Origin of the sequence: Nitrosomonas sp., from assembly GCF_040256045.1 — a bacterium.
Classification (GTDB): Bacteria; Pseudomonadota; Gammaproteobacteria; order Burkholderiales; family Nitrosomonadaceae; genus Nitrosomonas.
Genome location: NZ_JBDZWD010000043.1, coordinates 1 through 21,947, shown reverse-complemented (window position 1 = coordinate 21,947; position 21,947 = coordinate 1). Strand labels below are relative to the sequence as shown.

Sequence of the window (21,947 nt, the reverse complement as noted above, 5' to 3'; positions counted from 1 at the left end):
CTGACCAGAGTCAATAGCTTGGCTCAACCCTGAGGGCTTATCCCGAACTCAGGTTGCTAATGTTGTCGTAACTACTGCTATGGTGCAGGGATTACCACCTCTCGCACTCACAACCATATCATTTTACCCATCTCCAAGGGATGGGTCAGTAAGGGGTGATAGGGGTAGATGCGCAGGTAATATTGCTGTCTGCCACACAACTCCGGTACATGGTTCAGTTCGAACTGATGTTCGTGCGATCCGAGGGTGCCGGTGCATTCCAGCGGGAAGTGTTTGAATTGACTGAGCCTGATTTTATTGTACTGACAGGAGAGTAGCAGCTCTACAACCACATCTTCTGGTTTCAAGCCGTTTAACTTTACTGCGAGCTTGAAATGCGCAGTGCTGCCAAATTCGAGCTGCTTGCCGGGCGTGTCGAGTCGTCGTATGCTTACGCCATCCCATGCTGTATTGATTCGTGTTTTCCAGGCAGCAACGCTTTTGGCAATTGCAAAATCATCCTGACTATAGCCAGTACCTTGCCGGCTGGCAGGTGCGTAAAATTTCTGAACATATTCTCTCACCATTCGTTCGGTTCCATAACGCGGTAACAGAGAGGCCATTGAATTTTTAGCCATTCTGACCCATTCCACCGAGTAGCCGAACTTGCTGTGGTCGTAGTAAAGCGGAATGACCTGATCTTGCAAAATTTCGTAGAAAGACCGGCTTTCTTCAGCATCACGTAATGAATCTTCCATATTTTCGGAGACGGGTTTGATTCCCCAGCCGTTTTTACCGTCGTAGCCTTCTCCCCACCAGCCATCAAGTATGCTCAGATTGAGTGTGCCATTGATGCCGGCTTTCATGCCTGATGTCCCGCTGGCTTCCAGCGGGTAGATCGGATTGTTGAGCCAGACATCAACGCCTGATACCAGCCGCCGGGCAAGACGCAGATCATATCCTTCCACCAGCAGGATGTGCCCCCTGAATTCCGGCATGTCTGCAACCTGATAAATATGGCGAATCAAGGCCTGACCGGGCAGATCGGCCGGATGGGCCTTGCCGGCAAAAATCAGTAGAACCGGCCTGGCTGGATCGAGCAGAAGTTTGCGTAACCAGTCGAGATCCTGGAACAGTAATGTTGCTCGTTTATAGGTAGCAAAGCGGCGCGCAAAACCGAGGGTCAATATATTCGGATTGATCGGGTCGGCAAATCTGAGTAGTCGTTCGAGATGAGCTTCGGAACCGTGATTGCGTAAATTCTGTTCGGTCAGACGCGCCCGAATGCCATAAAACATCTGTGATTTCAGACTCTGCCGCACGCTCCAGAAGAGATGATCGGGAATATCATGGATGCGTGACCAGAATTCGGGAGCATGTTGCTTGCTGCGCCATTGAGGGCCAAGTCGACGATCGAGCAGATCGGCCCACTCTTGCGCTAAAAATGTCGGTACATGGACGCCGTTGGTAACGTAATCAATCGGGTTTTCTTCAGGCTCGATTTGTGGCCACATATCGCGGCAGATATTGGCGGAAACGTCCCGGTGGATTCTGCTGACACCATTGTGCATGCGTGACATACGGATTGCCAGCGCAGTCATGTTGAAATCATGATTACCTGAAGTGTGGCCAAGCGCCATGAACTCTTCCCGGGAAATTTTCAGTTCGTGATAAAAATCCTCGAAATAATGGTGCATCATGTCTTCCGGGAAATGGTCGTGGCCTGCCGGGACTGCTGTATGAGTAGTAAAAATGGTATTGACCGCGACGGCTTCCGTTGCACTGTCGAAATCCAGTCCTTGCCGTACGAGTTCAAGTGCACGCGTCAGCATCATAAAGGCGGCATGACCTTCATTACTATGCCAGATCGTCGGTTTAATGCCCATTGCTCTCAATGCAGCTACACCGCCTACACCGAGGATGATTTCCTGCTCGATACGCATGGTTTTATTTCCGCCGTAAAGCTGATGTGTGATCAGACGATCATATTCAGAGTTGTCCGGCAAGTCGGTATCAAGCAGATATAAACTGACGTGTCCGATTTGAGCTCGCCATACTTTGACGGTGACAATTCGGCCAGGAAAACGAACCGATATCCGAATTTCTGAGCCATCTTCATGCAACGCCGGTTTTACCGGCAGATCCTCGAAATCCGAATCGCAGAAAACAGGTTGCTGATTGCCCTGGCCATCGATGGTTTGAAAAAAATAGCCTTGCCGATAAAGCAATCCTACTGCCACAAAAGGCAGACACAAATCACTTGCTGCTTTGCAATGATCGCCTGCCAGAATACCGAGACCCCCCGAATAAACCGGCAGACTTTCATGAAAGCCGAACTCAAAACAGAAATACGCAACCTGATCGCGTGCTTCGATTCCGTCGATGGTTTGGTAGCGGGAAGGTTCCGAATGATATGAGTCATAAATAGACAGAACGCTATTGTAGTGACTGAGGAAAGTCAGATCTTCTGCTGCCTGGAGCAGCAAGGATTCATCTACTCGCCTGAGAAAAGCTTTGGGGCTGTGTCCGACAGCCTCCCACAATTGTGGATCAAGCCGGGAAAACAGCGCGCGGGTGGCGCGATCCCAACTGTACCAGAGATTATTCGACAGTTCTTCCAATCGAGACAGACGTTCGGGTATCTTGGGGTTGACGGTCAAGGTAAATGCGGTGCGTTGAGTCATTCATTTGGCTCCCGTTACAGATCAATACAGAGTTTTTCAGATATTGAATAAATGCTGACGATAGTATTTGAGTTCTTCTATCGAATCGTAGATATCGGCCAGAGCTTCATGCTTGCCCTGTTTATTGAATCCCTGGATGATTTCAGGTTTCCAGCGCTTTGCCAGTTCTTTGAGCGTGCTGACATCCAGATTGCGGTAATGAAAATAGCTTTCCAGTTTTGGCATGAATCTCGCCAGGAAACGCCTGTCCTGACAGATGGAATTCCCGCACATGGGTGAAGTACCGGGCGGGACGTGAAGCTCCAGAAATGCCAGCATGCGTGATTCCACTTCAAGTTCGCTCAGGGTCGAGGTTTTGACTTTGTCGATCAGACCGGATTTGCCGTGAGTGGACTGATTCCATTTATCCATTCCGTCAAGAATGTCATCCGGCTGATGAATGACCAGTACTGGTGCTTCTGCTAGGGTGTTGAGCTGCGCATCCGTGATGACTAGTGCAACTTCGATAATATGATCTGTACTTGAATTCAGACCGGTCATTTCCATGTCTATCCAGATCAGGTTGTTACTGTCTTGCGCCATAATTCAAAATATCAGTTGCGTGAATTTTCAGAGTTGGAGTGTGTCACATACAAGTATACTCGCCGTAACCAGGCTATTTTCCTCTGTTTTCCGGTAAGGAGGTGCAGAGGATACAATTTTGATCGTATGATATTTCAGGAACTTAATTTTTCAGAGGGTTTTATGCACACTTTTACCCTTGTTTTTATTTTTGCATTGATATTAACTACGCTGGCTCAATTGTGGCTTGCTGTCCGGCATATACGCTATATAACGGCACACCGCAATCAGGTTCCGGAAGCATTTGTCTCGCAGATTGATTTAATTGTTCATCAGAAAGCGGCAGATTATACTTGTGCCAAAGTACGCCTGAGTTTCCCCGGTATACTGCTTCATGCCGGCTTGTTGCTGGCGTTTACATTGGGTGGCGGGTTGGAGTGGCTGTCAGGTTTCTGGGACAACTGGTTTAGTGATTCGCTGTGGCACGGGATGGCGCTCATTTTTAGCGTAGTCGCTCTGCTGAGTATAGTTGAAATCCCTTTCAGTTATTACCGCACATTCGTAATCGAGCAGCAATACGGGTTCAACAAAATGACTCGAGTCATGTTTTTTGCTGATCTCGTCAAAAAGTATGTGCTCGGAGCATTATTGGGGGCGCCACTGCTGCTGAGTGTCCTGTGGTTGATGGAGAAAGCGGGGGATAACTGGTGGTTTTATACCTGGCTGATCTGGATAGGTTTCAATCTGTTTCTGCTAGCGGTTTACCCTAACTGGATCGCACCGTTGTTCAACAAATTTTCTCCACTGGAAAACGATTCACTCAAAACCCGTATTGAAAATCTGTTGCAAAAATGTGGTTTCGAATCCAGTGGATTGTTCGTCATGGATGGTTCTCGCCGCAGTAGTCACGGGAATGCTTATTTTACCGGTTTTGGTAAAACCAAGCGCATCGTGTTCTTCGATACGTTGCTGAACCGTCTGCAGGTTGGGGAAGTTGAAGCGGTGCTGGCGCATGAACTGGGCCATTTCAAACGTCATCATGTTATCAAGCGGATTGTGCTGTCATTTGCAGTCAGTCTATTGTTCCTGTGGATGCTGGGTTATCTGATGCAGCAGCCATGGTTTTATCAGGGGTTGGGTGTTCAGGTGACTGCCGTGCCCTCAACCGCCATGGCATTGCTGCTGTTTTTCCTGGTAATGCCAGTATTTACCTTTCTGCTGCATCCGCTGTCCAGCATTTATTCACGCAAACACGAATTCGAAGCGGATGAGTACGCAGCTGAACAGGCTTCCGCCGCAGACATGATTCAGGCGCTGGTCAAGCTGTATCAAGACAACGCTGCTACGCTGACGCCCGATCCGCTGCATTCGGCTTTCTATGATTCACACCCCCCAGCGGCAATCCGGGTTGCTCATCTCAAGAAATTGATTACGACAGGAGCTGAGGTATGATGACTAATGTATGTGACCTGACTGATCGGAAATGTAAGCCGTGCGAAGGAGGAATTCCTCCATTGGAGAAAGAAGAGGCTGAGAAGTTGCTGAAACAGTTGCAGCAGGATTGGCAACTGACAGATAACAAAATCAGCCGGGTTTTTTCCTTCAAGAATTATTATCAGACTATGGCTTTTGTAAACGCTGTTGCCTGGGTTTCTCACCGTGAGGATCATCATCCCGATATGATGGTCGGCTATGACCGGTGTCATGTCGAATACACGACGCATGCCATCGGTGGATTGTCAGAAAATGATTTCATCTGTGCAGCAAAAGTTGACATGCTATTCAAATCTTGAGTGTCGAGTTCGCTGACAGGAAGAAAACAGCTACGTCCCTGACCGGCAGGGTGATTGCGGCTTACGGCCGTCATTTTGAGGTTGAAGTTGCAAGGGGTACTGTTTACTCCTGTGTTGTACGCGGAAAGAAAAAAGGAGTCGTGTGCGGCGATGAAGTTGAAATTCTTCCTGCGGCTGGTGATCAGGGGGTCATTGAAACTATCCTGCCGCGCACCAGCCTTTTTTATCGCAGTGAAATCTTTCGTGAAAAACTGATCGCAGCTAATGCTACACAGTTGATCTTTGTACTGGCAGTTGTTCCCAGTTGTAATCTGGAACTGCTTGATCGTTGCCTGATTGCTGCTGAAAGCCAAAGAATCAGGTCACTCATTCTGCTGAACAAGATCGATCTGATCGAACAGAATGAACATACGCAGGTTGTCGCACATCACCTGATGTCCTATCAGGAGCTGGGGTATCCTGTACTGAAGATCAGTGCGAAAACTTCTGTTCAGCCACTTATTCCGCTATTGAGCGGGCAGACCAGTCTTCTGGCGGGGCAATCCGGTGTAGGCAAATCGACGTTGCTCAATGCGCTTGTTCCACAGGCGCAGCAGACAACTGCAGAAATTTCCAATGCATTGGATAGTGGGCGACACACGACCACCCATGTTCGCCTTTTTCATCTCGATGCCGACAGCAGCATCATCGATTCTCCAGGTTTTCAGGAATTTGGCTTGCAACAATTGGATGAAGAGTCGCTGGCCCGAGGATTCATCGAATTCCGCCCTTTTCTGGGGCAGTGTAAATTCCGTGATTGTCAGCATATTGCAGAGCCGGGTTGTAAATTGCTGCAAGCAGCTCAGGAAGGGAGGTTTAATTCATGGCGGGTTGCTTGCTATCACAAACTGGTGAAAAGCCTGAAGAAGATTCACCCGTGGATGGAAGCAAGTAAAAGAGCCTGATCGGATTTTATGTCGTACGGCCATTAATGTAAAAACCGGCAGGGAAAGTGACGTACTTTCCTTTTGCTGCCGGGTTTGTATTTTAACTACTTACTCCAAGCCGACCAATTCCACATCGAATATCAGTGCTGAATCGGGGGGAATAACCCGCCCGGCTCCCTGTGAGCCATATGCCATGGAAGAGGGGATGATCAGAGTACGTTTTCCACCCACCTTCATACCCAGAACTCCTTGATCCCATCCTTTGATGACCCGCCCGGCTCCGAGCAGAAATGAAAAATGACTTCCACGATCGTAGGAGCTGTCGAATTTTCTGCCTTTGTGACCTTCGGAAGCGGCATCATACAGCCAGCCTGTATAGTGCACATTGACAGTTTTGCCAATATCCGCTTCTTCACCTGTACCAACCTGGGTATCTATTTTTTCCAGTGTGGTGACATCGGCGGTATTTGCGTGATGTGGTGTTGCCTGTCCTTCGGCAGCCTGGGTACTTATGGATAAAAACAGCCACCCCGAGAATACGAGAACCAATAGTTTCTTTATGTTGATCATTATTACCCCTGAAAAATATCGTTTATAACTTGGCCAATCCGGTAAGGTGAAACGGGTAAAGTTTGTCTGCCCGCCTGGTGCTGTGCCGGACAACAGAAATGATAAAGCAATTTCCGCCGGTCAAGGATGCTTCGAAAATAGGATTATGCAAAGGTTCGGGTTTCGCGTTGCTCGATAAGGGGTAAAAAATTCTCTGCTGAAACGGGAGGGCTGAACAGGAAGCCCTGGACGTGATGGCAGTTTGCTTTCTGCAAAAAATTCAGTTGTGTGTGCGACTGAACACCACTTGCACGTATTTGCATGCCCAGATTCCGCGCCAGTGCAGCAATGGCTGTGATGATCACAGAAGTGTCAGATTTGCTGGCAATGTCCTGAATGAGTGACTGGCCGATCTTGATGGTATCAACGGGCAGGCGCCGCAGATAATTTAAAGATGAATAACCGGTGCCAAAATTATCCATTACAACACTTATTCCCATTTCCTTTAATTCATTCAATACTCTGATGCTTCCATCGATATCCTGCATCAGTACGGATTCATTGATTTCCAGCTCCAGCCTGGCAGGGTCGAGCCCTGTTGTATGTAACGCTTCTGCAACGTGCTTGATTAACTGGAGCTGATCCAGTTCTATGGCAGAGATATTGACCGCAATGAAAGTGGGGCCATGACCGCTATCCTGCCAGCATTTAGCCTGTCTGCACGCCTCATGTAATACTCGTTTGCCGATTCTGATAATGGAGCCGGATTCGGCCGCCAGGGGAACGAATTTATCCGGTGCAAGCAATCCCAGCTCAGGGTGCTGCCATCGGACCAGTGCTTCAGCCCCGATAATACTGTCGGTTTCGAGATCGATCACCGGCTGGTAATGCAGAATAAACTCCTTGTCATCGATGGAGTGCTGTAATGATTGCTCGATCCTGGTTTTTTGTGAGAAAGCTTCTCCCATTTCTCCCGTATAGAATTTATAAGTATTAGGCCAGGTTCTTTTAGTGGAAAACAGTGCATTTTCTGCATTGGCGAGCAGTACTTCGATTTCCCGACCATCACGTGGATAGAGGCTGATTCCTATATTCAGAGTGATATAAAACTCGAGGTGATTGATGATGAAAGGTGTCGTGGCGAGTTTCAGCAACTGATTGGCAAAGATCTGTGCCTGGTCGGCGCTGGTCAGGCCAGTTTTGAGGAAAACGAAATTGCCTCTTTCGATGCGTGCCAGGATAGCGGTCTTATCGGAATAGATGGATAACCGGCTGGTCAGTTGCTGTATCAGGTTGTTGCTAATACTGTAGCCATATTTGCTATTGATATGTGACAAGCGATTGACATCGATGAAATAAGCCGCAGCGATCATATTATCGTTCATGACATCATCCATCAGCAATGATGCTGCTTTCTCCTGAAAGAGGTTATGTTTGGGCAGACCGGTCAGTTCATCATAGTAAGTCATGCGGTAAATATGGCTATCGGCCTGGCGTTTTCTGCGTTTCAGATCGATGTATTCAAGTTCGCGATTGATCACCAGCATGAGCTGCGTTGAATGCCCTTTTGTCACACAATCGTTTACTCCGTTGCGCAACAGAGGGAGTACCGCCTGCTCATCTGTTACCGAGGTATATAGAATAAAGGGAATTATATGATGGCGGGCTTTGAGCAGATTCATTACTTGCATGGCATCAAATCCAACCATCGAGTATTCGGAGATAATTGCATCCCAGCTGGATGTATCCAGTGCTGACCGGACATCAGACAGGCTGTTTACATGCAGATAAGTGAGTTGCACTCCATTACGGCTGAAATCGGCAGATAACTGTTCTGCATCAGCTTTAGAGTGACCGGCGATCAGAAGTCTCAGTTTTCCGTATGGCATCTCAGATTTTTCCTGGCGTGATATCTTTCAGTATCGGCCGAACCGGTAAAAACTTTACTTTGCAGCAGAAACAGGGAGAAAGTAAAGTTTACATGATGATCAGGCAGCTGTATGACGCAATTTTGCCAATCGGCCCAGTTCAAAATGTGTAAAAGCCAAGGCAGTCAGAGTGGGTGCGAAAAAATTCAAGAAAGGTACAAATTGCAACAGACCTGTCAGAAATCCCAGGCTCCAGCGTGCCAGCCGGTCTGTGTAAGACAGTTTGTCCAGCTCGGCGCTGTTGGCATGTTCGGAAAGTGCGTCGTAGAAGAACAACCGCTGGTTCAGATAGGCAGCAGCCAGCAGGGGGGCAAGCAGACCGATTCCGGTGAACCACAAGGGAATGGTTATTATCCAGAGGGAGAAAAAAATTATTATTGCTGAAATCACATTGCGCAGACTGCCCCTGACTGTTCCGCCTTGCATTCTGGCTAGGTCAGGGTAGTAGCGTTTCGCTACAAAGTTGACCAGAGCCGGCATGGTGATCAGTGCGGTAATCACCAGACTCGTGGTGATTGCCAATGTCACAAAAATGATTATATTGATGATGTTCTCCACGCTATCGGCAATGGCTTGCAGACGCGAAGATTCCAGCCAGTTTTGAAGTGTGTCTGCCGGGATGACGGTCAATACCCAACCAGACAGTGGCGTCCAGAAGAACATGCCGATCAGCCACCAGAAAATGGCCGATACCAGCATTGGCCAGCTCCACAGCCACAGCATGCGCGGGTTGAGAAGATTAGCCGAGGCGCGTGCAAGCGCACTAAACAATCCAGACATCAAAATATCTCCCCGGATCAGTTATCAGGAAATTTGTGATTCAAAGTAAAAAGGTACGCCACCGTTTCTGGTCAGGAGGATGCAGATATCTTTCTGTTTTCGCCAGCAATATCCGTGCATCCATGTTCCTTTTCAGAGCGCGTATACTGGGTAGTTTATGAAACCTTTATCAGAGGATGCAGCCTAAGTAACAACACGGCGAGCGGATCTCGAAATAAATGTACCACGGATATGAGGAGTAATGAGTGAAAAGGCTGAACTGGTTTCATCTGTCTCTGATTCTGGCTGGAATGATAGCAAGTGATATTTCCTGGAGCTATGGCCACAGGCATTCGCATGGATACTACAATCGCTCGCATGGCCATTATTCAGGCAAACGAAACTTTTCCGTGGGTATTGGCCTGACGAGTACTTTCGGATCTTACGGCTATTACAATTATCCTCGCAACAATGTCGGGATCTATGGAAGCTTCGGCTACGGACGGCCGTATTCTTATTACCGTCGGCCTTATTACCGACCTTACAATTATGGTTATCCGGCTAGCCGTTTTTACTGGCCAGCTTATCCTCCCGCTGTTTACTATCCTCCAACCGTGGTCATACCACCTGATCCACCGGTTTATATTCAGCAGCAACCCGCCCGACTGGTACCTCCCCCTCCCGAATCGACCGTTACGAATTACTGGTACTATTGTGAGAATCCGGCCGGTTATTATCCGAAAGTAGAACGCTGTCCGGGTGAGTGGATAAAAATACCTCCCCGACCCGCTCAATAATGCAGGAGTATGTAATGCACTATTTTTCCAGATTGATCGTTCTTTCAGTAGTAGTATCCCTTGCGGCATGTGTGAATATTCCGCTTGGGCCGAGCGTTATGGTACTTCCGGGTGTTGGTAAAAATTTTGATCAGTTCCGCGGCGACGATTATTTATGCCGCCAGTTTGCCAATCAACAGACTAATTATGAGACTCCTAAGAATTCAGCAGTTTCCAGTGGTATGGAAAGTGCTGCCCTTGGTGCTGCTCTGGGCGCTGCAGCAGGTGCTGCGCTGGGTGGCGGGCGCGGGGCAGCTGTTGGTGCAGGTATGGGATTACTGGGAGGAGGGTTGGCAGGCAGTGGTAGCGCGCAATCTTCAGGCTCCATCAGTCAGGAACGTTATGATATTGCCTATATTCAGTGTATGTATGCTAATGGCCATCGTGTGCCGGTTTCTGCCGGCTTGATCGAAGGGTCGGGCGGTAATATGGGCCAGGGGGTGACTTCCAACCCGTCTTCGTCGGACAGATATATCCCGCCTCCACCCGCAGGCCCTCCTCCTCCGCCCCCTCCTTACTAAGGCATGACATCGGCAAACCTTTGAATATAATTACATTGAGTGAATGTGTTAAAATCAAGCTGCGGGTTTCTTGGAGAGGATCGAAGTTTACTTATTAGCTTCGAACGGTAACAGCAAGTTTCCACATTCAAGGAATGTCGTTATTGATTAATTTTCGTCAAGGAGAAAAACGTGGCATCAAAAGCTATTTTTTATCATGCGGGTTGTCCTGTATGCGTGTCTGCTGAACAGGCCGTCGCCAACGCTATTGATCCTTCAAAATATACGGTCGAAAGTGTTCATCTGGGTACGGATAAAGCACGTATCGCTGAAGCTGAGAAAGCTGGTGTGAAATCGGTTCCAGCACTCGTTATTGACGGTGCGGCATTCCACATCAATTTCGGTGCCGGTATCGACGATTTGAAATAACAAGAAAATAATTTACCTTGCAAGCGGCTGACGTTACGTTATTGCTTGCATCTTGAAGGGGCCTTAAAAGAAAAGGCCCCTTTTTGGTTTTCTAGGCCCGGTGTTATACCGAGCGCTCCAGCACAGCAGCAAAAAAGCTGTCGGTGTTGTGGTAAAGCGGTGAAAGTTGTAAAAACTGCCCGGTATCAGGCGGACTGATTTTTTGTTGTGCTAGCAGTTCACCACAGTCGAGAGTGGAGAATTGAGGATGATTTGCCAGAAAATGCTCGACAATCTGCTGATTTTCTTCCGGTAACAGGCTGCAGGTGGCATAAACCAGACGGCCTCCCGGTTTGAGCAGACTGGCTGCTGCCGTGAGAATGGCCATTTGCTTCTTTTGCAATTCATCAATGCTTTGCGGGCTTTGTCGCCATTTCAAATCCGGATTGCGGCGCAAAGTGCCAAGTCCACTGCATGGTGCATCAACCATTACCCGGTCAATTTTTCCTGCCAGTCGTTTTAGTTTGGTATCTCGCTCACTATCTATACGTTGTGGATGGATATTGGATAATCCCGAGCGTTTGAGACGCTGCTTGAGATTGTTGAGCCGTTTCTCAGAAACGTCAAAAGCATATAGACGGCCGCGAGAATGCATCATCGCACCGAGCAGCAATGTTTTGCCGCCTGCACCTGCACAAAAATCCACTACCATTTCACCTCGTTTGGGTGCGAGCAGAAATCCGAGAAGTTGACTGCCTTCGTCCTGTACTTCAATTTTTCCGCAGAGGAACAACGTATTCCGGTTGATTGCCGGTTTCCCGGTAATACGAATCCCGATAGGAGAAAAAGGGGTGGGCTGTGCTTCAATTCCCTGCTGTTCCAATGCAGCTAATATTTCTTCACGTTTGGCGAGCAGGCTGTTGACGCGTATATCCAGCGGAGCTGGCTGCTGCAGCGTCTGGCCGAGGCGCAAAATTTCTTCATTCGAGTGGTGTTTCTGCAGTTTTTCCACCAACCACTCCGGAAATTCTGCCCGGATGGAGAGGGGCTGTTCTTCCAGTTTGACTGCCTTGATTTGCTGGATCCATTTGATTTCGGTTTCCCGGATGAGCGGGGCCAGTTCCCGCAGATTCATGCCCTGAAACCTGGTCAGATAAGCCAGTACCAGTTCACGAGCAGTTGCTTTCCCTGCCAGTTTTTCCAGAAAGAAACGGCGTCGCAGTATCCCGAATACAGCTTCCGCGATCATGCCCCGGTCATTTTGGCCCAGTTGGTGGTGATCCTGAAAGAATTGTCGCAGCAGCACATCTGCCGGAGCTGGCAGAGGCAATATCTTGCGCACGGCAGCAATCAGCAGATCCAGTCGTTCGGGTGTCAGTCGCATAAATTTGGATGTGTTACTGTGCAGAATTTACCAGCGGTGAGTAGTTGATTTTCGTGACGATCTGATCGACTTCCAGCCCGTGTTTTTCGGTAGAAATAATGCGTACCGGCAGCAGATGATGATCCGTTGCGAGCCAGATTTTCTTTTTGAACGGATCATTCTGTTCTCGCTGCTTTGTAAGTACGATCGTGGCAAGTTTGCCTATCGATGTATCCAGCATTTCCCGGGTAACGGTGTAGCGGATTGTTTGCAGACTGCGGTAATCGGTTTCATGTACAACCACTGTTTGCTTGGGAAGGGCAGTGAACATGAAATGATAGGCCAGGCTTAATTCATCGAGTGTTCCACTCGGCAGGTTTTCCATCATCTCCTGGCCTTTGCGGCGATAAATGATACGCTGCCCGCTCCAGTCGAATTCGACTTCACGTGCCGGTTTTTCACCACGCTGATCTGTAAACCGCAACGGTTTCATTCCCTCGTCCGGAATGATTATGCCCTCGCTGTGGCGATGAATACTGCCACGCTTGATCAATTTTAGAATGCCACTGGCTGAAGCTTCGCTATCGATGGTGTAGTGCTGGACACCATTTTCCTGCCGCACGCGCAGTATTTCGTGCGCCTTGCCCTGCCCGATACTGCCAGTGAGGACATATTCGATATCGATGCGTTCAGGTAAATTTTCTGCCTGAGCGATTGCGCTCATCCAGAAGAATAGGGCGATGGATAACAGTAATTTCATGGCTCGATCCCGGGTGAATATAAAACGTCCTGACTGTTACTGATTGTCGTGATTTCGACACGGTTTTCTACCAGCCTTAATTGCCCTTGCAGGAACCACTGCACTGCCTGCGGGTAAATACGATGTTCCTGAGTGAGTACTCTCGCGGCAAGCGTTGCCGGCGTGTCATCAGTTAACACTGGTATGGCAGCCTGGATGATGATAGGGCCATGATCCAGTTGCGATGTAACGAAATGAACCGTGCAGCCGTGGATTTTGACGCCTTCCTGCAATGCGCGTGTATGCGTATCCAGCCCGGAAAATGCCGGCAACAGGGAAGGATGGATATTGACCAGCCTGCCTTGGTAATGATCTACGAATGCTTCCGACAGAATGCGCATGAAACCGGCCAGGACGACCAGATCAGGTTGATAGGTATCGATGGTTTCCGCCAGCGCGGCATCAAATGCTTTCCGGTCGGGAAACGTACGATGATCGATTACCTGAGTCGGGATACCACGGACCTGAGCAAACACCAATCCTTCTGCTGCTGGATTGTTGCTGATCACCGCTGCGACCGGTAATCCGGCTTCCAGTAATACCTGCATGTTGCTGCCGCGACCGGAAATAAGGATGACCACTGATTTCATGCTGCCTTCCTTCAGGCAATGACAATGGGTGGTGTCCCGGATTGACGAGGTCTGATTTCGCCGATCTGCCATACGGTTTCACCCGCGTTGTGCAGAATTTCGATGGCAGTCTGAACATGTTCCGGTGCAATGATCACGATCATACCGATGCCGCAATTGAAAACACGCAGCATTTCTTCCCTGGCCACGTTGCCATGTTGCTGCAGCCAGTCAAACAGGGGAAGGCGCACCCAGGCGCTGCCGTCGATATGCGCCATGATGCTGTCGGGCAGAACACGCGGAATGTTCTCCAGTAATCCGCCACCGGTAATATGTGCCAATCCCTTGACGGGCAATTCTGCTATCAACGCCAGCAGGGATTTTACATAAATACGGGTCGGTGCCAGAAGCGCATCGATAAGACTGGTTTCACCAAGATGAGTGTCGGGTTGCACTGTATTCAGATCGAGAATTTTACGGATCAATGAGAACCCATTGGAATGCGGACCGCTCGAGGCAATTCCCAGTACGATATCGTTCTCTCTGATGCCGGAACCGTCAATGATCCGATCTTTTTCCACCACGCCGACAGCAAAGCCTGCAAGATCATATTCTCCTTCCGGGTACATACCGGGCATCTCTGCCGTTTCGCCGCCGATCAGCGCACAACCGGCATCTTCACAGCCGCGTGCAATTCCTTGAACCACTTGGGCGGCAATTTCTACATCCAGTTTGCCACAGGCGAAATAGTCCAAAAAAAACAGTGGCTCAGCACCTTGTACCAGAATATCGTTCACACTCATCGCAACCAGATCGATACCAATGGTTGCATGCCGCGTATACTGGAAAGCCAGCTTGAGTTTGGTGCCTACACCATCCGTGCCCGATACCAGCACTGGCTGTCGGTATTTTCCGGGTATTTCGAATAATGCCCCGAATCCTCCGATACCTCCCAGCGCCTCCGGGCGCATGGTGCGCCGCGCAAATGGTTTGATCCTTTCCACCAGACGATTTCCGGCATCGATATCCACACCGGATGAGCGGTAGGAAATCGGGTTCTTATCAGGGTTTGCAGGGTTGGATGCAGTCAAGTTGAGTTCTCACAGTGTTAAGGCTAGAGTGCAAGCTTTTGAGGTATGATTTTACCGTAAATGAACGACAAATATTCCCCGGATTCCCGTCTCTTCTGGTACCTGACAGTTATTGGTGTGGTCAGTGTACTGATCTATCTGCTCAGTCCCATTCTGACTCCTTTTTTATTGGCGGCCGTCATTGCCTATATCTGTAATCCATTGGTTACCTGGCTCGAAGCCAGAAAAACTCCCAGAACCCTGAGCACGATCTTCGTGATGCTCATGACGATGGGAATATTCATCGCCATGGCGCTGATTCTGTTTCCACTGTTCGAAAAAGAAGTTTCACGATTGGTTGAGCGAATCCCGTCTTTCCTCGATCTGGTGAAGAACCAGTTTATTCCATGGCTGGAAGATAATTTCAATGTCGAGCTTCAGATCGATATTGCCTCGCTCAAACAGATGCTGACGGACCACTGGAAAAGTGCCGGGGGCGTAGCTGCACAAATGCTGCCTTCGCTGAAAAGCGGTGGCCTGATCCTCCTCACATTCCTGATAAATATGGTGCTGGTGCCGGTTGTGTTGTTTTACCTGTTGCGTGACTGGAATAACCTGATCAGGCAAATGAGTGAGCTGATTCCACCCGTCTGGCAAAAACAGGTATTTACGCTGGCGAAGGAAACCGATGATGTACTGGCCGAATTCATGCGCGGGGAAACAGCGGTCATCACCATCATGAGCATCTACTACGTAACAGGGTTATGGTTGGTCAAACTGGAATTTGCCTTGCCGATCGGACTGATGTCCGGGATTCTGGTATTCGTACCCTATCTGGGAACCATTACCGGGCTTGCACTGGCAACCTTTGCAGCCATCACACAATTTCAGGAATGGAGTAGTGTAATCGCAGTCTGGGTAGTGGTGGGATCAGGACAGCTGCTGGAAAGCATGCTGATTACTCCTCGGCTGGTGGGGGAACGTATCGGTCTGCACCCGGTAGCGGTGATTTTTGCATTACTCGCTTTCGGCCAATTGTTCGGCTTTATCGGGATTTTGCTGGCACTGCCGATCAGTGCAGTTTTGCTCGTCCTGCTCCGACATCTGCACGCGCAATATATGGAAACGATGAAGGAATGATGGTGTGTGTGGTGTGTACAGTTACAGAGTTTGTTGCAGTTGCTGTGATGACTTTTTAAGCATGTTTCCACTTCATCATTAACTGATCTGGTTGTTTTGTTGCAGACCAACCGGGTTGGATTCGTCTTGGAGCTCCAGCAGCGATTTCACACACTAAGTTGTTCAAGAACTGTTTTCGCTTCAATCAAGTCGAGGTTGTCGACACGTTCGTTGAATCTGGAGTACACAACATTTAAGATGCGTTTGGCACTATCCACTTTATTAAGTTTTCCCAAAAGCTTAGCCAGGCTGGTGGCGGCTCGAAGTTCAAGCATTGTGGCATGCTGATCCTGCGCAATCTTTAAGGCTTCATACAAACACTCTTCTGCTTCCTGGATTGATTCGCCGGACTGTCCCAGCAGCAGTTCGCCTTTCAGTCGAAACAATTCCGCTTGCCAGAATAATGCTCCCCCAGTGACAGCAAGTTTCTGCGCTTCCTCAATAGCAGCCAAGCCTTCGTCAATTCTATTTCTACGTAAATAGATTTCCGCCAGCAACGCCAAGGTACAAGTGTCGTGGATACGCGCTCCTGTGGCTCGGGTGGCGGAAAGCCCGTTAATTAACTTGGCAAGACCTTCCTCTTGCCCGGTGTCGGCCAACGCCCAGCCTTGCGAGGCAGTCGCCCACGCCAACCCCAGTTCAAATGAGTATTGTGTTGAAATCGCGATCGCTTCATTGGTGATTTCCAGCGTTTTCTCCGAATTGCGGGCACCGGAATAGATCCAGGCAAGGAAAATGAGAGTAAAAACACGAGTGAATGGGTGTTCCAACTCTCTCGCCATGTCCATCGTCTCCAACGCCAGCGTTCCAGCTTGATCAACTTCACCCAATATCCATAATGTCCTGGCCAGCAGAATCCGCGAGGTTATTCCGGAATCCTGGCCGTAGAAGAAGACCCGTGAGCGGTGTTGATTCGAATCATCCAGCGATTTTGCGGCGAACAGATGGGTTTTGGTTTCGTCAAACCAGCCAAGGTAGAAATAGGTCGCTCCCAAAGCATGGTGAGCTTCAATCAGCAGCTCCGGGCTTTGCTCGCGCTGAGCCAGCACGAAGAGATCTTCAGCCAGATCGTGCGCATTGGCGAGCTGTCCCTTTACCAGATGAAAGACCCATAATCCCCGAATGGCCTGAAACTGATGCACAGAACTGCTGTGCTCCTGTAACAAATCCCTGGCTCTTCGATAATTATGCTCTGTTTCCTCGGATGCATATCCTTTGACGGATAGCAATGGGGCTCCGCGTGCAAGCAGGAGTTCCAACTCCAGGGCATCGCGCTCCGCACCTTGCGGCAGTTCCTTGAGCAACTCCAGTGCCTGATTAAAATGATTGAGCGCTTCGATACTGGCTGATTGTTCTACATCGTGACGAGCTGCACGATAGTAATATTCAATGGCCGGACCGGGCAATCCAGCTTGTTCATAATGATAAGCCAGGAGTTCCGGCTCCATGCTTACCCGTTCGGAAAATCGGCTCTCCAGAGCTTTGGCAATTCGGGCATGCAGTGCTCGCCGGGGTTTCCTGGGCAGCATGCTGTAGGCAGCTTCCTGAACCAGTGCATGTTTGAAGTAGTACGTGGCAAGAGGGATTTCACCTTTCTGAAGGACGAGTCCGGAAGCGACGAACAGATCAAGTGCGTTCTTCAATTCGTTGTCCGGCATTTCAACGGTGGCCTGTAGCAACTCATAGGTGAATTCGCGTCCTATTGCTGCACCAGCCTGGACAATTTCCCTGGATGGCCCCAACCGATCCACTCGCTCCATGAGCAAGGCTTGCAGACTGTCCGGAATAGGCACCTTTAGCGGGCCCTTCAGGGTAAATGAATCGTTCCCCTCAGTCAGCAACCCGGATCCAAGCACATTTTCCGTCAGCGTTTCGATATAGAGAGGTATGCCATCGGCCTTAGCCAGAATTGCCTGCTGCACCTCGGGTGGCAGCACTTTTCCTCTCGTTATCGTCGCAACGAGTTCAGCGCTATGTCGGCGTGGAAGTCGACAGAGTGTCAGAGACGTCACGTAACTATATTCCGCCCATACCGGCTTGAAGCCGGGTCGGGATGTGATCAGCAACAACACGTGCATTTGCCGGATGCGGCCAATGATTCGTGTCATGAGTTCCAGCGTTGTTGGGTCAAGCCAATGGGCATCTTCCACCGTGAGCAACAGTGGGCAGCGATCGGCCAGTTTTTGTAGATAATGCACGAATGCTTCCAGCGTCATGTCCTTGCGTTTCTCGGATGACACATCGAGCGGGGGGGGACGATGATCTCCACGGATCGAGAGCAAATCCGCCAGAAGTGAAACTGTTTCCGGGTTATCGATCCCATTTTCGGCGGCCATGGCGTCGAGTTTGTTCAGTTGTGCCTCGATGCTGTCCTGACTTGTGAATCCTGCTGCCTGCCGCAGAAAATTGATCGCGGGATAGAGCGCTGTATTGGTATGGTATGGTGAGCATTGAAATTGAATCGTCTGGTGTCGTTCATCTGTGAGGTGGTCACACAAACTGCGGGCAATTCTCGATTTTCCGATACCGGCCTCACCGCTCAGGAGCACGACTTGTCCTTCGCCATCGACGGCTTCGCGCCAACGACTCAACAGGAGTGAAATCTCCTGTTCTCTGCCTACGAGTTTGGCTAATTGGCTGGATCGATAGGATTCAAACCGGCTGGCCGATGGTTTGATACTCAGAACCTGCCAGGCTTGAACAGGTGTGTCGAACCCTTTCAGCGAGGAAACGCCAAGATCTAGGAACTCGAATTCATTTCCGACAAGCCGTTTTGTCGCCAGATCGATGATTAATTGACCGGGTTTAGCCAGCGCCTGAAGGCGGGCGGCGAGATTCGGAGTTTCACCGAACACTGACCGTTCCGTGGCAGTGTCCTGCCCAATTAGCTCACCGACTACGACTTGACCAGTTGCGATCCCGATTCGTGCAGCAATACTGAGCTGTGGATGGGAATTATCCAGATTAAACGCCTTCACTGTGTCCAAAATAGCGAGGCCGGCATGTACCGCTCGTTCTGCATCGTTTTCGTGGGCATGAGGGTATCCAAAATAAGCCAGCATCCCATCCCCCATATATTTTGCAATATAGCCATCGAGTCGGCTAATCGCTTGGCTACAGGCATCTAAAAATCGCCGGATTACATCCTGGAGGTCTTCAGGGTCCAACCGACAAGACAGTGCTGTCGAATCCACAAGATCACAAAACATCACCGTCAATTGGCGACGTTCTGCCTGATTTCGTTCGGGAGGGGAGGGTTGTTCTTCCGGAGTGACGCCAGCGGACATAGATCCCGGGCCTATTACAGCGTTCTGTGACAATTGAGCGATCGCGCGCAAAAGTATTTTCCGATGTCCCAGTAAGACACCCAGCGCTTTCAGATCACCTTCATTCAGCTCGGGCAGAACATCCCAGGTGATCGCATTGTGCTCAAATGACTCGTGATATATACTGAGACCGAGGCTGTCCAACCACGCTGATACACGATCATTCATCATGGACAACGTCAATGGCAGGTATCCGGTCCGTCATGAATAGTATTAAGCACAGCAAGTTATACATTGCAAATCGTGTTCTTCAATTGATATAAACCTGTGATAAACGGTACTTCCATGAATACGATCCCTAAAAGGTCTTTGATTCGGAAAATGGAACGCAGATTGCTAGGTATGGTAATGATGATCATTGCCTACCTGCTTGAGAAAGCCGTGTTGCGTTCAATCAAGCGCAGTGGCACGAAGTCTTCGGCGCTGAATAACCCTGCATCGTAAACTATTTTTATCTTCAACGCCCTCGCAGCAGATCGATAACCAGACCAAGAGTCAGCAGACCTGCGACGACCCCGAATGTTACTGGCACCCACTCGGCAACAACCGTCGACGTGGTCGTGAGTCCGCTGGCCAGGACACTTGCCGCAGCGGTCAGGCCGAGTGCCAGCCGTCGTCCCGTGTGACGTACGATGTCCTCCAGCGAAGTGGCCCTGAAGTTCACCACGGGCTTTGGGCCGCCAGGGCGGGCGCCGACGAGGTTTTCGACCGCCTCGATCACGCGCAGAGCCCGTACTTTCAATTTCTGCGATTGATACACGAATGTTTTTGGATTGAGCGCGGCACCCATGCGTTTGACCATCAGGCGCATCAGGTACTTGCCTGCTACATCGTAAGGATCGAGTGCCGGGTCGAGCTCGGCAGTTGCCAACTGTACCTGCGCGAGTGCCTTGGTGGCGAGCGTGAGCGAAGCTGGTAGGGGCACCCTGTGCCGTAATGAGACCGTACTCATTTCTTGCAGAAGCGGCCCGATCTGCATCTCGGCAAGCGAGGCAGCGCGATATTTTGCCATCACCTCCCCAATCTCGCGCTGGAATCGGGCTATATCGAGATCGCTGTTATTGACGGCATTCGTCATCATTAGTGTGACATCGGTGAGAAACCCGGCGTCTTCCTGCCACAGAGCCATCAGCATTAGCAAAAGATGCTCGCGGAGATCGGCTCCTACCACGCCAACCATTCCGAAATCGAGGAAATAGATGCGATCCTTCCACCACATCAGATTGCCTGGGTGGGGGTCGGCATGAAAAAAACCATCGACGATGATCTGTTTGTAGTAGCTCTCCAGCAGTTGGCGAGCAGCCTGGATACGCTCTGGACCATCCGGCGCCTGCTTGATCGGAATGCCCTGGATCTCTTCCATCACTAATAATCGGGATGTGGACAGATCCCAGTGTACGCTGGGTACGGCAAGGCGATCATAGCTTGCGAGTACTCCCCGCATCCGTTCGATGTTGTCAGCCTCCTGGCGGAAGTCGAGTTCACGATGGAGCGAGGTGGAAAGGTGTTTGAATACCGCTTCCATATCGATCACCTGATTGAGCGCAGGACGTTTCCCGACTTTTTCCGCAAACATTTCGAGCAGAGCGAGATCTTGTTCGATATCCGCCCGAGCGGTGGGTCGCTGAACCTTGACTACGACCCGATCACCGGTTTCGAGTACCGCACGATGAACCTGAGCGATTGTGCCGGCGGCAAGAGGCTTCGGGTCAAATGACTTGAATACATCCTCCCACGGAACTCCCAATTCCTGTTCAGAAACCCGGACAACCTCGCTCTCATTCATTGGCGGCACGTGGGACTGCAACAGAGCAAGCTCTTCAATGTATTCGGCGGGGAGGAGATCCGGGCGGGTTGATAACACTTGCCCGAGTTTCGAGAATATCGGGCCCAGCTCTTCTAAGGCGGCACGTAAGCGCTTGGCCTGCTGACAGCGGATGGATATATCCGGCCCGTGGGATTGGTTGAACAGCTCTGTGAGGCCATGTTTCGCCATCACGGCCGCGATATGCGTAACGCGCGCGACCAGTCGAGGCTCAGGAGATGGGACTTCACCTTTCGATAGGTGAGCTCGCACCGAGTCCGATGCACGTTCATCGGTAGAGTGCGCAGTGTTTACAATAATCACGGTACAGTGGGCACTGTGACTGATGCGGTTCGGTATGTTACCGAGCAAAAACTTTTTTCGACTCGCCATACCAAAATTGCCGACTACCAGAACATCGATTGCTTCCTGCTCAGCGGCGCGGACGATCGCCAATGCCGGATCAGCATCGATGATAACCAAGGCATGGCCACGATCCCCGGCAATCTGCCGCGCAAAGTGTGCCAGGTCATTGTTGGCAGCCACAGCGCTCGTTTGTTCGGCTTCACCGAATTCTGTGGCGGATGGATACTTTGGTACCACCACTTGTACTATGAATAGCTCTGCGTCGTAGCGATCTGCCAGCCCGGCGGCCCAGTGAACAGTCTGGTCGGCGGTTTCGGAGCGGTCGGTGCCTACCATCACGCGCCGTATGGCACTACCCTCCAGAGGATTTTTCATAAACGCAATGAACCATTAGTAAGGGCGGTATTGTTATTACAAGATTAATTATTGTAGCTGTATAAGACCGTCGTAATCTAATTTCTTCTGGATACTTTGTTAGGTGTCTGACATTACCATTGAATCGCCCCGGGTTTTGAGGAGGCTCCAACTTTTGAGAGAATGGAGTCATG

Annotated in this window: 19 protein-coding genes; 8 read left to right on the top strand and 11 right to left on the bottom strand. The window is 50.0% G+C overall.

Features of this window, described 5'->3' with window-relative positions; genetic code table 11:
* Window positions 1-107: 107 nt before the first annotated feature.
* Both glgP and orn read right to left on the bottom strand, forming a co-directional pair.
* Entirely contained in the window at window positions 108-2,663 is a 2,556-nt protein-coding gene (gene glgP, locus ABUL11_RS08575; RefSeq protein ID WP_350283445.1) for an alpha-glucan family phosphorylase, read from the bottom strand.
* Window positions 2,664-2,699: 36 nt separating this feature from the next.
* On the bottom strand, window positions 2,700-3,245 hold the full coding sequence (gene orn / locus ABUL11_RS08570) for an oligoribonuclease (protein WP_350283444.1): 546 nt from the start codon (window positions 3,243-3,245) through the stop codon (window positions 2,700-2,702).
* 162 nt (window positions 3,246-3,407) lie between these two features.
* Between orn and ABUL11_RS08565 the strand changes: the two genes are divergently transcribed.
* Genes ABUL11_RS08565 through rsgA form a run of 3 tightly spaced genes read left to right on the top strand, consistent with a single transcriptional unit; the run spans window position 3,408 to window position 5,961 of the window.
* Entirely contained in the window at window positions 3,408-4,676 is a 1,269-nt protein-coding gene (locus ABUL11_RS08565) for a M48 family metallopeptidase (protein WP_350283443.1), read from the top strand.
* Entirely contained in the window at window positions 4,676-5,017 is a 342-nt protein-coding gene (locus tag ABUL11_RS08560) for a 4a-hydroxytetrahydrobiopterin dehydratase (protein WP_350283446.1), read from the top strand. The genes ABUL11_RS08565 and ABUL11_RS08560 overlap by 1 nt, the downstream gene beginning before the upstream one ends.
* The gene (gene rsgA / locus ABUL11_RS08555) at window positions 5,014-5,961 is read left to right on the top strand and encodes a ribosome small subunit-dependent GTPase A (RefSeq protein WP_350283442.1); all 948 of its coding nucleotides are present in this window, start codon (window positions 5,014-5,016) and stop codon (window positions 5,959-5,961) included. The genes ABUL11_RS08560 and rsgA overlap by 4 nt, the downstream gene beginning before the upstream one ends.
* 90 nt (window positions 5,962-6,051) lie before the next feature.
* On the opposite strand, the gene ABUL11_RS08550 is transcribed toward rsgA, so the two are convergent.
* From ABUL11_RS08550 to ABUL11_RS08540, 3 genes are all read right to left on the bottom strand, one after another.
* The gene (locus ABUL11_RS08550; RefSeq protein ID WP_350283441.1) at window positions 6,052-6,513 is read right to left on the bottom strand and encodes an FKBP-type peptidyl-prolyl cis-trans isomerase; all 462 of its coding nucleotides are present in this window, start codon (window positions 6,511-6,513) and stop codon (window positions 6,052-6,054) included.
* A gap of 143 nt (window positions 6,514-6,656) precedes the next feature.
* Window positions 6,657-8,381, bottom strand: coding sequence for an EAL domain-containing protein (locus tag ABUL11_RS08545; protein ID WP_350283440.1), 1,725 nt, complete (start codon window positions 8,379-8,381; stop codon window positions 6,657-6,659).
* A 99-nt stretch (window positions 8,382-8,480) separates the two neighbouring features.
* The gene (locus ABUL11_RS08540) at window positions 8,481-9,200 is read right to left on the bottom strand and encodes an EI24 domain-containing protein (RefSeq protein ID WP_350283439.1); all 720 of its coding nucleotides are present in this window, start codon (window positions 9,198-9,200) and stop codon (window positions 8,481-8,483) included.
* A gap of 245 nt (window positions 9,201-9,445) precedes the next feature.
* Between ABUL11_RS08540 and ABUL11_RS08535 the strand changes: the two genes are divergently transcribed.
* The 3 genes from ABUL11_RS08535 to ABUL11_RS08525 all read left to right on the top strand — a co-directional run bounded on the left by ABUL11_RS08535 (window position 9,446) and on the right by ABUL11_RS08525 (window position 10,944).
* On the top strand, window positions 9,446-9,976 hold the full coding sequence (locus tag ABUL11_RS08535) for a hypothetical protein (RefSeq protein WP_350283438.1): 531 nt from the start codon (window positions 9,446-9,448) through the stop codon (window positions 9,974-9,976).
* Window positions 9,977-9,990: 14 nt separating this feature from the next.
* On the top strand, window positions 9,991-10,536 hold the full coding sequence (locus ABUL11_RS08530; RefSeq protein ID WP_350283437.1) for a glycine zipper family protein: 546 nt from the start codon (window positions 9,991-9,993) through the stop codon (window positions 10,534-10,536).
* Between the two features lie 171 nt (window positions 10,537-10,707).
* Window positions 10,708-10,944, top strand: a complete 237-nt coding sequence (locus ABUL11_RS08525) for a thioredoxin family protein (protein ID WP_350283436.1) — start codon at window positions 10,708-10,710, stop codon at window positions 10,942-10,944.
* Window positions 10,945-11,047: 103 nt separating this feature from the next.
* Here the strand turns inward: ABUL11_RS08525 and ABUL11_RS08520 are convergent, their stop codons facing one another.
* The 4 genes from ABUL11_RS08520 to purM are packed head-to-tail and all read right to left on the bottom strand — an operon-like array spanning window position 11,048 to window position 14,745.
* Entirely contained in the window at window positions 11,048-12,307 is a 1,260-nt protein-coding gene (locus ABUL11_RS08520; protein WP_350283435.1) for an RsmB/NOP family class I SAM-dependent RNA methyltransferase, read from the bottom strand.
* A gap of 13 nt (window positions 12,308-12,320) precedes the next feature.
* Window positions 12,321-13,046: a DUF3108 domain-containing protein gene (locus ABUL11_RS08515; protein ID WP_350283434.1), complete on the bottom strand. Its 726-nt coding sequence runs from the start codon at window positions 13,044-13,046 to the stop codon at window positions 12,321-12,323.
* Complete coding sequence (gene purN / locus ABUL11_RS08510) at window positions 13,043-13,675, bottom strand: phosphoribosylglycinamide formyltransferase (protein ID WP_350283433.1); 633 nt, start codon at window positions 13,673-13,675, stop codon at window positions 13,043-13,045. Before purN ends, ABUL11_RS08515 begins: the two co-directional genes overlap by 4 nt.
* 11 nt (window positions 13,676-13,686) lie before the next feature.
* Entirely contained in the window at window positions 13,687-14,745 is a 1,059-nt protein-coding gene (gene purM, locus ABUL11_RS08505; protein ID WP_350283432.1) for a phosphoribosylformylglycinamidine cyclo-ligase, read from the bottom strand.
* 60 nt (window positions 14,746-14,805) lie between these two features.
* Between purM and ABUL11_RS08500 the strand changes: the two genes are divergently transcribed.
* On the top strand, window positions 14,806-15,864 hold the full coding sequence (locus ABUL11_RS08500) for an AI-2E family transporter (RefSeq protein ID WP_350283431.1): 1,059 nt from the start codon (window positions 14,806-14,808) through the stop codon (window positions 15,862-15,864).
* A gap of 146 nt (window positions 15,865-16,010) precedes the next feature.
* Here ABUL11_RS08500 and ABUL11_RS08495 read toward each other — a convergent pair whose 3' ends face one another.
* The gene (locus ABUL11_RS08495) at window positions 16,011-19,400 is read right to left on the bottom strand and encodes an AAA family ATPase (protein WP_350283430.1); all 3,390 of its coding nucleotides are present in this window, start codon (window positions 19,398-19,400) and stop codon (window positions 16,011-16,013) included.
* A gap of 150 nt (window positions 19,401-19,550) precedes the next feature.
* On the opposite strand from ABUL11_RS08495, the gene ABUL11_RS08490 reads away from it, so the two are divergent.
* Complete coding sequence (locus ABUL11_RS08490; RefSeq protein ID WP_350283429.1) at window positions 19,551-19,673, top strand: hypothetical protein; 123 nt, start codon at window positions 19,551-19,553, stop codon at window positions 19,671-19,673.
* Window positions 19,674-19,686: 13 nt separating this feature from the next.
* Here the strand turns inward: ABUL11_RS08490 and ABUL11_RS08485 are convergent, their stop codons facing one another.
* The gene (locus ABUL11_RS08485) at window positions 19,687-21,774 is read right to left on the bottom strand and encodes an AarF/UbiB family protein (protein ID WP_350283428.1); all 2,088 of its coding nucleotides are present in this window, start codon (window positions 21,772-21,774) and stop codon (window positions 19,687-19,689) included.
* Window positions 21,775-21,947: the final 173 nt, after the last annotated feature.